Origin of the sequence: Pseudomonas sp. TH06 (assembly GCF_016651305.1) — a bacterium.
In the GTDB taxonomy this organism is placed as follows: domain Bacteria; phylum Pseudomonadota; class Gammaproteobacteria; order Pseudomonadales; family Pseudomonadaceae; genus Aquipseudomonas.
The window spans coordinates 986,345-1,000,165 of the sequence record NZ_JAEKEC010000001.1; the positions used below are offsets into that span (position 1 = coordinate 986,345).

The 13,821-nt window shown below is 59.6% G+C and carries 7 protein-coding genes; all 7 read right to left on the bottom strand.

Features of this window, described 5'->3' with window-relative positions; genetic code table 11:
- Positions 1-710: 710 nt before the first annotated feature.
- A complete protein-coding gene (gene hemE, locus JFT86_RS04335; protein WP_201235882.1) occupies positions 711-1,778 on the bottom strand; it encodes a uroporphyrinogen decarboxylase in 1,068 nt (355 codons plus the stop codon).
- A gap of 240 nt (positions 1,779-2,018) precedes the next feature.
- Entirely contained in the window at positions 2,019-3,437 is a 1,419-nt protein-coding gene (locus JFT86_RS04340) for an FAD-dependent oxidoreductase (protein WP_039757038.1), read from the bottom strand.
- A 126-nt stretch (positions 3,438-3,563) separates the two neighbouring features.
- Positions 3,564-8,009 carry a glutamate synthase large subunit gene (gene gltB / locus JFT86_RS04345; protein WP_201235883.1) on the bottom strand — a complete coding sequence of 1,482 codons (4,446 nt, stop codon included), beginning with the start codon at positions 8,007-8,009 and terminating at the stop codon, positions 3,564-3,566.
- A 349-nt stretch (positions 8,010-8,358) separates the two neighbouring features.
- On the bottom strand, positions 8,359-9,951 hold the full coding sequence (locus tag JFT86_RS04350) for an AAA family ATPase (RefSeq protein WP_201235884.1): 1,593 nt from the start codon (positions 9,949-9,951) through the stop codon (positions 8,359-8,361).
- Between the two features lie 10 nt (positions 9,952-9,961).
- Complete coding sequence (gene aroB / locus JFT86_RS04355) at positions 9,962-11,062, bottom strand: 3-dehydroquinate synthase (RefSeq protein WP_201235885.1); 1,101 nt, start codon at positions 11,060-11,062, stop codon at positions 9,962-9,964.
- A gap of 152 nt (positions 11,063-11,214) precedes the next feature.
- Entirely contained in the window at positions 11,215-11,733 is a 519-nt protein-coding gene (gene aroK / locus JFT86_RS04360; RefSeq protein WP_201235886.1) for a shikimate kinase AroK, read from the bottom strand.
- Positions 11,734-11,737: 4 nt separating this feature from the next.
- Positions 11,738-13,819, bottom strand: coding sequence for a type IV pilus secretin PilQ (gene pilQ / locus JFT86_RS04365; RefSeq protein WP_201235887.1), 2,082 nt, complete (start codon positions 13,817-13,819; stop codon positions 11,738-11,740).
- Between the last annotated feature and the right edge of the window lie 2 nt (positions 13,820-13,821).

Genomic DNA, 13,821 nt, shown 5'->3' on the forward strand with positions numbered 1-13,821 from the left:
TGCTTTGACGAAAATCTTACTCGAGAAGCCTGCGTGCCTGAAATAGAAGGGGTTTCAGGCACCTTTTACGAAATAGCCAACTGCTTTTTGCAAAGAAAAAACTTTGAACGTTATCGCAATCACAGCGCACAGAGGCGAAAAAAAACCGCTCTAAAACAGTGCGCACAATAGTAGCCATATGATATTCAGCGAGAAAACATGTCGCGAAAAACCATCGAAGTGCCGGATAAAAATATCGATCAGGCAAGAACTTCGCAGCCCATAAACAGCCAGACCATAACACCACGAAATATTTTGTTAAACATTTCAAGTGCTAAAAAATAACCGACCAAATCAATAGGATTTTTATAAATCTGATAACTGTTACTTCACTACCCACCTGAAAACTGAAAACTTCCTTATTCAAACAGATATTCCAGACAGCACCGACCAACAACTAAAAACTTACGACTAATAATATTAATAGCAATTAGTGATTTGAGAGATTCATCACACGACGCAGGCACTTTGTTCGCGTGAATGACGTACTTTTATTCAGCAGACAAGGAGAAAACCGGCAGACGTAAGACGTCCCGGACGCATACGTACCCGATAAAGACTGAGAGGGAGGGAGGGAGGGAGGGAGGGGAAACGAGGAGGACAACGACGGAACATTGAATCAATTGCCCTGCCCGATTCCGGGGCAGGGCAAACAACAACCACTGTGTCAGTTACTCGTGATACTGCGCCGACAGCTCATGCACCGCACGCAAGAACGCACCGGCGTGTTCCGGATCGACCTCAGGCGTGATGCCGTGGCCGAGGTTGAACACATGGCCACTGCCCTTGCCGTAGCTGGCCAGAATGCGGCCGACTTCGGTACGGATCGCTTCCGGTTTTGCGTAGAGTACGGTCGGGTCCATGTTGCCTTGCAGCGCGACTTTGTCACCGACGCGGGCGCGGGCGTTGCCGATGTCACAAGTCCAGTCCAGGCCCAGCGCGTCGGCGCCAGCCTCGGCGATGCTTTCCAGCCACAGGCCGCCGTTCTTGGTGAAGAGGATTACCGGCACTTTGCGACCTTCGTGCTCGCGGATCAGCCCGCTGACGATTTTCCTCATGTAGGCCAGCGAGAACTCCTGGTACGCCGCCGCCGACAGGTTGCCGCCCCAGGTGTCGAAGATCTGCACCGCTTGCGCACCGGCCATGATCTGGCCGTTGAGGTACGAGGTCACCGACTGCGCCAGTTTATCCAGCAGCAGGTGCATGGCTTGCGGGTTGTCGTAGAGCATCGCTTTGGTCTTGCGGAAGTCTTTCGACGAACCGCCTTCGACCATGTAAGTGGCCAGCGTCCACGGGCTGCCGGAGAAGCCGATCAGCGGCACACGGCCATTCAGCTCGCGGCGGATGGTGCTGACGGCGTCCATCACGTAGCCAAGGTCTTTGTGCGGATCAGGAATCGGCAAGGCTTCGATATCAGCGAGGGTGCTGACGACTTTTTTGAAGCGCGGGCCTTCACCGGTCTCGAAGTACAGGCCTTGGCCCATCGCGTCGGGGATGGTGAGGATGTCGGAGAACAGGATCGCCGCATCCAGTTGTGGATAGCGGTCGAGCGGTTGCATGGTGACTTCGCAGGCGAATTCCGGATTCATGCACAGGCTCATGAAATCACCGGCCTGAGCGCGGCTGGCGCGGTATTCCGGCAGGTAGCGGCCGGCCTGGCGCATCATCCACACGGGGGTGACGTCTACGGGTTGCTTGAGCAGGGCGCGGAGGAAACGGTCGTTCTTCAGGGCAGTCATGTCGGCATCCGGAAAAAAAGTGCGGGCATTTTCTCAGAGCTCGACACAAAAGGCACGGTTGCAGGTCAGCCTTTTGTCTATCGGGTCAATTTGTCGCGCTGAAATACTGACTTTGCAGCAGCCAAAAACAACTGTAGGAGTGAGCCTGCTCGCGATGGCGGTAGATCAGTCACCAGATGCATTGACTGATATGCCGCTATCGCGAGCAGGCTCACTCCTACAAGGTATTGCGTTGTCTGGTTAGACGCCCAGGTAATCGAGGATCCCTTCGGCGGCGTTGCGGCCTTCGAAGATCGCCGTCACCACCAGGTCGGAACCGCGCACCATGTCGCCACCGGCAAAGATTTTCGGGTTGCTGGTCTGGTGCTTGTACTGACCTTGCTCGGGCGCAACGACGCGGCCCTGGCTGTCGGTCTGGATTTCGAACTGTTCGAACCACGGCGCCGGGCTCGGGCGGAAACCGAAGGCGATGACCACGGCGTCGGCCGGGATGATCTCTTCGGAGCCCGGGATCGGCTCAGGGCTGCGACGGCCACGGGCATCCGGCTCGCCGAGACGGGTCTCGACCACTTTCACACCTTCGACCTTGTCTTCACCGACGATGGCGATCGGCTGGCGGTTGTAGAGGAATTTCACGCCTTCTTCCTTGGCGTTCTTCACCTCTTTGCGCGAGCCGGGCATGTTCGCTTCGTCACGACGATAAGCGCAGGTCACCGACTTGGCGCCTTGACGGATAGACGTGCGGTTGCAGTCCATCGCCGTGTCACCACCACCGAGTACCACAACCTTCTTGCCCTTCATGTCGACGAAATCTTCCGGCGACTTTTCAAAGCCCAGGTTGCGATTGACGTTGGCGATGAGGAAGTCCAGTGCGTCGTAAACGCCCGGCAGGTCCTCACCGGCAAAACCGCCCTTCATGTAGGTGTAGGTGCCCATGCCCATGAACACGGCATCGTATTCGGCGAGCAGTTGCTCCATGGTCACGTCTTTGCCGACTTCGGTGTTGAGACGGAACTCGATGCCCATGCCGGTGAAGACTTCGCGACGATTGCTCAGCACGGTCTTTTCCAGCTTGAACTCGGGGATGCCGAAGGTCAGCAAGCCACCGATTTCCGGGTTCTTGTCGAACACCACCGGGGTCACGCCGCCGCGTACCAGCACGTCGGCACAGCCCAGACCTGCCGGACCCGCACCGATGATCGCGACACGTTTGCCGGTCGGCTTGACCTTGGACATGTCCGGGCGCCAGCCCATGGCGAACGCAGTGTCGGTGATGTACTTCTCGACCGAACCGATGGTCACCGCGCCGAATCCGTCGTTAAGGGTGCAGGCACCCTCGCACAGACGATCCTGCGGACACACCCGGCCACAGACTTCCGGCAGGGTGTTGGTCTGGTGCGACAGCTCGGCAGCCTGAAGGATGTTGCCCTCGGCCACCAGTTTCAGCCAGTTGGGAATGAAGTTGTGCACCGGGCACTTCCATTCGCAATACGGGTTGCCGCAACCCAGGCAGCGGTGGGCCTGATCGGCCGACTGCTGGGGTTTGAACGGTTCGTAGATTTCGACGAACTCTTTCTTGCGTTGACGCAACAGTTTCTTCTTCGGATCTTTGCGCCCGACATCGATGAATTGAAAGTCGTTACTGAGACGTTCGGCCATCTTCAAAACCTCTTACACGACAGCTCCAAGCTATTAGCTTCAAGCTGCAAGAAAATCACATTAGTCCGGTAGAGCGCGCACTGGCTTCAGCTTGCCGCTTGAAGCCAGTGGCTTGCAGCTGCGCCGTTATTGCGGACTTGCACGAGTACTGGAGAGCAGAGATTTCAGACTCGCCGCCTTCGGTTTGACCAGCCAGAAACGGCGCAGGTAGTCATCGAGGTTTTCGGCGAGTTCACGACCCCACTCGCTGTCGGTTTCCGCGACGTACTCGTTCAGCACGTTTTGCAGGTGGCTGCGATAGGCTTCCATCGCTTCGCCGCTGATCCGCTGGATTTCCACCAGTTCGTGGTTGACCCGGTCAACGAAGGTGTTGTCCTGGTCGAGCACGTAGGCGAAACCACCGGTCATGCCAGAGCCGAAGTTGTAACCGGTCTTGCCCAAAACGGCGACGAAACCACCGGTCATGTACTCGCAGCAGTGATCGCCAGTGCCTTCCACCACCGTGTGGGCACCGGAGTTACGCACGGCAAAACGCTCGCCTGCGGTGCCGGCGGCGAACAGCTTGCCGCCAGTCGCGCCGTACAGGCAGGTGTTGCCGATGATGGCGCTTTCCTGAGTCTTATAAACGCTGCCCTTCGGCGGCACGATGGTCAGCTTGCCACCGGTCATGCCTTTGCCGACGTAGTCGTTGGCGTCGCCTTCCAGGTACATGTTCAGACCGCCGGCGTTCCACACGCCAAAGCTCTGACCGGCAGTGCCCTTGAAGCGGAAGGTGATCGGCGCCTTGGACATGCCCTGGTTGCCGTGCTTGCGCGCGATTTCGCCGGAGATCCGGGCGCCGATCGAACGGTCGCAGTTGCAGATGTCCAGGTCGAACTCGGCACCGCTCATGTCGTTGATCGCCGACGTCGCCATCTCGACCATTTTCTCGGCCAGCAGGCCTTGGTCGAACGGCGGGTTGCGCTCAACACCGCAGAACTGAGGTTTGTCCGCCGGGATGTGATCGCTGCCCAGCAGCGGGGTCAGATCCAGATGGTTTTGCTTGGCGGTCTGGCCTTCGAGGATTTCCAGCAGATCGGTGCGACCGATCAGCGCTTCGAGGGAACGCACGCCGAGCTTGGCCAGCCACTCACGGGTTTCTTCGGCGACGTAGGTGAAGAAATTCACCACCATATCGACGGTACCGATGTAGTGATCCTTGCGCAGCTTCTCGTTCTGAGTCGCAACGCCAGTGGCGCAGTTGTTCAGGTGGCAGATACGCAGGTATTTGCAGCCCAGCGCGATCATCGGCGCGGTGCCGAAGCCGAAGCTTTCGGCGCCGAGGATCGCAGCCTTGATCACGTCGAGGCCGGTTTTCAGGCCGCCGTCGGTCTGCACCCGGACCTTGCCGCGCAGGTCGTTGCCGCGCAGGGTCTGGTGGGTTTCGGCAAGGCCGAGTTCCCATGGAGCGCCGGCGTATTTGATCGAGGTCAGCGGCGAAGCACCGGTGCCACCGTCGTAGCCGGAGATGGTGATCAAGTCCGCATAGGCCTTGGCCACGCCGGCGGCGATGGTGCCGACGCCCGCTTCAGCCACCAGTTTCACCGAAACCAGCGCCTTCGGGTTGACCTGCTTGAGGTCAAAGATCAGCTGCGACAAGTCTTCGATCGAGTAGATGTCGTGGTGCGGCGGCGGCGAAATCAGGGTGACGCCCGGTACTGCGTAACGCAGTTTGGCGATCAGCCCGTTGACCTTACCGCCCGGCAGTTGCCCGCCCTCACCCGGCTTGGCGCCTTGCGCGACCTTGATCTGCAGCACCTCGGCGTTGACCAGGTATTCCGGCGTCACACCGAAACGGCCAGTCGCGACCTGCTTGATTTTCGAGCTTTTGATGGTGCCGTAGCGCGCCGGATCTTCACCCCCTTCGCCGGAGTTGGAACGCGCACCGAGGCGGTTCATGGCTTCGGCCAGGGCTTCGTGAGCTTCCGGCGACAGCGCGCCCAGCGAGATACCGGCGGAGTCGAAGCGCTTGAGCACCGATTCCAGCGGTTCGATTTCACTGATGTCCAACGGCGTATCGAGGGTCTTGACCTTGAACAGGTCACGAATCATCGACACCGGACGGTTGTCCACCAGCGAGGTGTATTCCTTGAACTTGGCGTAGTCGCCCTGCTGCACAGCCGCTTGCAGAGTGTTGACCACGTCCGGGTTGTAGGCGTGATATTCGCCACCGTGGACGAACTTCAGCAGACCGCCCTGCTGGATCGGCTTGCGCGGACTCCAGGCTTCGGCAGCCAACGCCTTCTGCTCGGCTTCGATGTCGACGAAACGCGCACCCTTGATGCGGCTCGGCACGCCTCGGAAGCTCAGATCGCAAACTTCTTCGGACAGACCGATGGCCTCGAACAGCTGCGCACCACGGTACGAAGCGATGGTCGAAATGCCCATCTTCGAGAGGATTTTCAGCAGGCCTTTGGTGATGCCTTTGCGGTAGTTCTTGAACACCTCGTAGAGGTCGCCCAAGACTTCACCGGTACGGATCAGGTCGCCCAGCACTTCGTAAGCCAGGAACGGATAGACCGCCGAGGCGCCGAAACCGATCAGCACCGCGAAGTGATGCGGGTCACGGGCGGTCGCGGTTTCAACGAGGATGTTGGAATCGCAACGCAGGCCCTTTTCGGTCAGACGGTGGTGCACCGCACCGGTCGCCAGGGAGGCGTGGATCGGCAGTTTGCCCGGAGCGATATGGCGGTCGCTCAGAACGATCTGCGTACGACCGGCGCGCACGGCTTCTTCAGCCTGATCGGCAACATTGCGGATCGCCGCTTCGAGGCCGACGCTTTCGTCGTAGTTGAGATCGATGATCTGCCGCTCGAAACCCGGGCGGTCGAGATTCATCAGCGAGCGCCACTTGGCCGGCGAGATCACTGGCGAGCTGAGGATCACGCGCGAGGCGTGTTCCGGCGACTCCTGGAAGATATTGCGCTCGGCACCGAGGCAGATTTCCAGCGACATCACGATCGCTTCACGCAGCGGGTCGATCGGCGGGTTGGTGACCTGCGCGAACTGCTGACGGAAATAGTCGTACGGCGTGCGCACACGCTGGGACAGCACGGCCATCGGCGTGTCGTCGCCCATCGAGCCAACGGCTTCGTAGCCCTGCTCGCCGAGCGGACGCAGGACCTGATCGCGCTCTTCGAACGTGACCTGATACATCTTCATGTATTGCTTGAGCTGATCGACGTCGTAGAAAGCCGAACCGTGATCGTTGTCTTCCATGGTTGCCTGAATGCGCAGGGCATTCTTGCGCAGCCATTGCTTGTACGGATGACGGGACTTCAGACGGTTGTCGATCGCATCGGTGTCGAGGATCTGCCCGGTTTCGGTGTCCACGGCGAAGATCTGGCCAGGACCGACGCGGCCCTTGGCGAGCACGTCTTCCGGCTGGTAGTTCCACACACCGATTTCCGACGCGAGAGTGATGAAACCGTTTTTGGTGGTGACCCAGCGCGCCGGGCGCAGACCGTTACGGTCGAGCAGGCACACCGCGTAACGACCGTCGGTCATTACCACGCCGGCCGGGCCGTCCCACGGCTCCATGTGCATCGAGTTGTACTCGTAGAACGCACGCAGATCCGGGTCCATGGTTTCGACGTTCTGCCACGCAGGCGGAATGATCATCCGCACGCCACGGAACAGGTCGATGCCACCGGTGACCATCAGTTCGAGCATGTTGTCCATGCTCGACGAGTCGGAACCGACACGGTTGACCAGCGGGCCGAGTTCTTCCAGATCCATCAGATCGTTGGTGAACTTGGTCCGACGGGCCTGCGCCCAGTTACGGTTACCGGTGATGGTGTTGATCTCGCCGTTATGGGCGAGGAAGCGGAATGGCTGCGCCAGCGGCCATTTCGGCAGGGTGTTGGTGGAGAAGCGCTGGTGGAACACGCAGATCGCGGTTTGCAGGCGCTCGTCACTCAGGTCTGGATAAAACGCGGCCAGATCGGCCGGCATCATCAGGCCTTTATAAATGATGGTCTTGTGCGAAAAACTGCAGATGTAGTGGTCGGAATCGACGGCGTTGGCCACCGACGAGCGACGACGGGCGCTGAACAGCTTTACGGCCATGTCCTGATCGCTCAGGCCTTCACCACCGATGTACACCTGCTCGATCTGCGGCAGGCGCTCAAGGGCCAGGCGGCCGAGAACGCTGGTGTCGATTGGCACTTTGCGCCAGCCGATCAGTTGCAGGCCTTCAGCGAGGATCTCGCGGTTCATGTTCTCGCGAGCGGCTTCGGCCTTGGCCGGATCCTGGTTGAAGAAAACCATGCCCACCGCGTATTGCTTGGGCAACTCGACGCTGAAGGTTTCCTGGGCAATCGCACGCAGGAACGCATCAGGCTTTTGAATCAGCAGACCGCAACCGTCACCGGTCTTGCCGTCGGCATTAATCCCACCGCGGTGGGTCATGCAGGTCAGGGCCTCAATGGCCGTTTGCAATAGGGTATGACTGGGTTCGCCCTGCATATGGGCTATCAGGCCGAAACCGCAGTTATCCTTGAATTCATCTGGTTGGTACAGACCTGCTTTCATAGACACTTTCTCACCAGGCTGCCTCTTTTCGAGGCAAATTTCTTTTCAATTCAACCACTTGCGATCCGCGCCGAACGTACGCCGGCTTAGCGGGGGCAAAAGGGTGGTCATTGTACACAGCGACACAGACGCTCACAAATTTGACGACGAACTGTCGCAAATCTATGTCGCATTTGTGAAAGGTTTAAAGCGATATGCTGTGCTAGTCAAAACTTTTTTAATTTTGACCGCAACGACTCAAAGACTACTGTAACGCAGACACCACAAGGCACGCGGTCTGTAGAGACGGCGCGCACTCGTAGAATTTTGAGGTGCTTGGAGAGGCGGCCTGGGTAAGGCCGCCGAATCTTCAGCGAGTTGTTGCCAGTTCCTGTTGGACGCTGGCGACAGTGCGAGGCCAAGGTTTACCAGCCTGAACCTTCGCTGGCAAGGCCTTGATGGCAGAAACGGCTGCATCACGATTGGCGAAGTTGCCGTAGGTGATCACGTAGAGAGGCTTGCCGTTGAGCACTTTCTTGAAATAACGGTACTCGCCGCCCTGTTCCTTGACGAAGCTTTGTGCGGTCGCTTCGGAGCTGGTGCCGAGGATCTGCACCACGTAGTTGCTGGTCGGCTGACCGGCGTACCAGCTGCCACCGGCGGCCTTGGCGACGGTAACCGGCTTCTCGGCCGGTTTGGCCGCAGCAACTGGCTTGGCTGGCACTGGCGCCGGTTTTGCCGCTGGCGCTGCCGGAGCAGGCTTGGCGGTGGCGATTTGCGTCGGTGCCGGGGTCGGCTTGGCCGCTGGCACAGGAACTGGAGTCGGTGCTGGGCCGGCTGGAACGCCGGCAGGCGGTGCAGAGGTGGTAACGGTCGGCGGCGTATCGCTGGAACCTTCCAGTGGCACGCCGTCGTCGCCTTCAGTGATACCACCGGCTGCTTCAGCCAACGGACCGCGCATGACCGGTTGCGAGTTGCCGACCAGCGGCAACGGCATCGGCTGGGTATTACCGGCGAACTCGACGTTTGGCGCGCCGCCATTCGCTGCGCCCTGGCCCAATGGCAGTTGTGCCTGTTCATTGGCCGGTGCGCCAGTGGTTGGCGCCTTGTTGCGACCCGGCATCAGCCAGGCGGCGGCGACCGCGACCACAACGACTGCAGAAATCGCCAATACGTGTTTCTTCGGCATGTTGAACCCCATACTTGGACGCTTGACCGCAGAGCGGCTGGCAATCATGACTTCGATCAGAGCATCGCGAGCGACCTGGTTGATGTTGCCCGGCCAACCCTCGGAGCTTTCGTGAATATCAGAGATCTGATCCGCGGTGAAAAGTTCGACACCCCGGCCCGCACCTTCAAGCCGCTGGTCGAGATATTCGCGCGTCTCTTCTTCGGTGTACGGCTGCAATTCGATGACGTGGAAACGCTCTTCCTCAAGGTGCAAAGCCTCAAGTTGCGCGATCAGCGACGACTCACCGAACAGGAACACATGCGGGCGACCTTCCGGCGCACCGGCACCCAGTGCCATCAGCGCTTCCAGAGCGGATTCGTCGAGCTGCTCGGCGTCATCCACCAGCAGATAGACTTCCTGGCCGGTCAGCGCCAGTTGCACCACCTGATCGAGGATTGCGCCGACTTCGGCCTGGGCCAGGTTCAGCGCCTGCGCCACTTGGCGTAGCACGCCAGCGGCATCACCGGCGCCACGGGCGGAAACCACCACGCTCTGCACCGACTGCTTGTTGGTACTGGCGACCAGCGCCTGGCGCAGCAGCGTCTTGCCGCTGCCTTGCGGGCCGGTGACCACCAGCAACAACTGGCTGTAACGCGCCAGATGATGCAGTTGACCCAGCACCGGTTTGCGCTGGGCCGGGAAGAATTTGAAGCCCGGCACCCGCGGCGCGAAGGGGTCGTGACTTAACTGGAAATGGCCGAGGAACGCCTCGTCGGCATGCAAACTAGTCATCGGAATCTTATTAACCTTTAAGCTGAGCCAGAGCGCGGTAATCCGCTCCCAGCGTGGCCTGTAGAACCTCTTTCGGATAATCGGCGGTCACTACCGCTTCGCCCATCCGGCGCAGCAGCACCAGGCGCAGACGACCGTCGATCACTTTTTTGTCGATTGCCATGTGTTCGAGAAAATCGGCTTCGGTCATCTCTTCAGGCGGAATCACCGGCAGACCGGCGCGCTGGAACAGACGAATGCCGCGATCGCGCTCCTGCTCGCTGATCCAGCCGAGACGCGCAGACATCTCCAGCGCCATCACGGTGCCAGCCGCGACCGCCTCACCATGCAACCAGACACCATAGCCCATGTGGGTCTCGATGGCGTGGCCGAAGGTGTGGCCGAGATTGAGCGTGGCGCGTACGCCGGTTTCCTTCTCATCGGCGCCAACCACCGCAGCCTTGGCCGCGCAGGAGCGCTCGATGGCATAAGTCAGGGCCTTTTGATCCAGTGCACGCAGGGCGTCGACGTTGTCTTCGAGCCAGGTCAGGAACGGTTCGTCGCAGATCAGACCGTACTTGATGACTTCCGCCAGCCCCGCCGACAGCTCGCGCTCTGGCAGGGTTTTCAGGGACGCGGTATCGATCAGCACGACGTTCGGCTGATAGAACGCACCGACCATGTTCTTGCCCAGCGGATGGTTGATCCCGGTTTTGCCGCCCACCGACGAATCGACCTGGGACAACAAGGTGGTAGGAATCTGGATGAAATCGACACCGCGCTGATAGCAAGCCGCAGCAAAACCGGCCATGTCGCCGATCACACCGCCGCCGAGGGCGATTACCGTGGTGCGGCGGTCATGACGAGCGGTCAGCAAGCCATCAAAGATCAGTTGCAGGGTTTCCCAGTTCTTGAAGGCTTCGCCATCGGGCAGAACCACGGAAATCACCGAAAACTGCGAAAGGCTGCGAGTCAGACGTTCGAGATAGAGCGGCGCAACGGTCTCGTTGGAGATGATTGCCACCTGCCGCCCGTAAATATGCGGAGCCAGCAGCTCGGGTTGATCCAACAAACCTTCGCCGATATGAATCGGGTAGCTGCGCTCGCCTAAATCGACCTTGAGTGTCTGCATGTGTCCCCACAGTGAAGATGGAAGCAGGCGTCCTGCCCTGAATTATTGGTTATCTGCGGCCTATAGCGGGTATGACGCCGCTCGCACGCCATCCGCCACACCCTCGACGGGCTGTGACAGGACGCCGAGGATAGCGCATTTCAGGCGATGCTTTAACGGGGAGGAAGCTGCGCCAGGCGGTCGAGAATGTCGAGCACGACCATGCGCGGCGGCCGTTCGTCGGTTTCCACCACCAGATCGGCGATTTCCCGATAAAGCGGATCACGGATCGCGAGCAGGTCACGCAGGGTTTTCGCCGGATCGGCAGTGCGCAGCAACGGCCGATTGCGGTCGCGGGAGGTGCGGCCGACCTGCTGTTCGACGGAGGCGTGCAGATACACCACGCGACCACCCTCATACAGAGCCTTGCGATTGGCCTCACGCATCACCGCACCGCCGCCGGTCGCCAGTACCACGCCGTCGAACGCGCACAGCTCGGCGATCATCGCCTGCTCACGATCGCGAAAGCCGGGCTCGCCTTCCTTGTCGAAGATCCACGGGATATTGGCGCCCGTACGCAGTTCAATTTCCTTGTCGGAATCTTTGAACGGCAGGCGCAGCTCTTTGGCCAGTAATCGGCCGATGGTGCTTTTTCCAGCACCCATCGGTCCTACAAGAATCAAATTTCGCACAGAATCAACGACTCACAGCAATCGCCTGGTTATTCATGATACGCGGAGTGAGAAATACCAGCAGCTCGGATTTTTTCTCCGAAACCACATCACGCCGGAAAAGGCGGCCAAGATACGGCACATCGCCAAGAAATGGCACCTTATCTACGACCTTGCTTTGAGTATTTGAGAAAACACCCCCAATCACGATGGTCTCGCCGTCGTTTACCAGCACTTTGGCGTTGACCTCGTTCTTCTTGATCGGCGGCACATCCTGCACTTTGTTCAGGTAATCCGGTTCGTCCTTGGTGACCTTGACCTCCATGATGATGCGGTTGTCCGGAGTGATTTGCGGCGTCACCTCCAGCGACAGCGAAGCTTCCTTGAACGACACCGAGGTGGCGCCACTGGAGCTGGCTTCCTGATAGGGAATCTCGGTGCCCTTGAGGATCTTCGCGGTCTCCTTGTCGGAAGTCACCACCTTGGGCTGCGAAACGATTTCGCCATTGCCGGTCTTCTCCATGGCGGTCAGCTCAAGATCGAGCAAAACGTTGTCGGTGATGAAGGCAATGCCGATCCCCGAGGTGTTGTTGACGGTGCCCATATCGACGAACGGCGAGTTGGTGCTGGTGCTGCCCGGGGTGCCGATGGTGGTCGACGAGCCGTTGCTGACGCCGGACGTGTTCCAGTTGCCCTTGTTCTGAATCGAGCCCCCCCAACGCACGCCCAGGCTCTTGTCGTAATCGACGTTGGCTTCGACGATCCGCGCCTCGATCATCACTTGCCGCACGGGAATATCCAGTTGCGCCACGATTCGCCGCAGCTCGTCGAGCCGGTCCTGAGTCTGATAAGCAATGATGTTGTTGGTCCGCTCATCGACGGTGATCGAGCCGCGCTCGTCGATTTTCGCTTCGGCACTGGTCACCGACTGGAACAGCTTGGCGATGTCGGCAGCCTTGGCGTAGTTCACCTGCAACAGTTCACGGCGCAGCGGCGCCAATTCGGCGATCTGTTTTTGCGACTCCAGTTCTTGGCGCTCGCGGGCGGCGATTTCGTCCGCCGGAGCGACCAGCAGCACATTGCCGATCTTGCGCTTGTCCAGCCCCTTGGTTTTCAACACTAGGTCCAGCGCCTGATCCCACGGCACGTTTTGCAGACGCAGAGTGATGCCGCCCTGCACCGTGTCGCTGGCCACCAGGTTGAGGTTGGTGAAGTCGGCGATCAATTGCAGCACCGAGCGCACGTCGATGTCCTGGAAATTCAGCGAGAGCTTGTCGCCGACGTAGGCCTGACGATCGGCGTTGCGCTTTTGCAGATCGTCGACGGTCATCGGACGGATGCTGACGGTCAGCTTGTTGTCGGTCTGATAGGTGGAGTAGTCGAAAGTGCCGCTGGGCTCGACGGTGATGATCGCGCGGTCGCCGGAAGCTGCAGCGTTGACGAACTGCACGGGTGTGGCGAAATCCTTGACGTCGAGGCGCACCCGCAGCTTGTCGGGCAATTGGGTGCGGGCGAAGCTGAGGATTATCTTGCCGTCATGTTCCTGAATGTCCGGGGCGATGGTCGGGTCGGACAGGTCGATGACCACATTGCCCTCACCTGCCGTGCCACGCTGAAAGTCCACGCCGCGAATGGCTTTGGTTTTCGGCACGAACACCTTGGCAGGCGCCGCTGCCGCAGTCGCGCGCACTGGAGCAACAACAGCGGGACGTGGAGCGCTTGCCGGCGCGCCCTGCCCCACCACGACGAACAGATTGTTGCCTTCGACTCGCGTGTTGTAAGGCGCTGGCTGGGTGAGATTGACGATCAGCCGCGTGCGATCCCTGGCCTCAACCACTGTGGCCGTGCGTGCGTTGCCACTGCCCAGATCGAGGCTCTTGCTGGTCAACTGACTGGCAACCCCGGGCAGATCCAGCGCGATTCGCGCCGGCGAATCAGTGGTGTAACCCTTGGGCTGCGGCGGCGGGCCATCGAACGACAGTTTCAGCTCGACGCGGTCACCCGGCAACGCCGCCACGTCCAGCGCCTTCAGATTGGCCGCGAGTACCATCGGCGACATCAGCGCTATCCATAGCGAAAGACCGAGGGTGGAGAAAATCCTGTTCATTG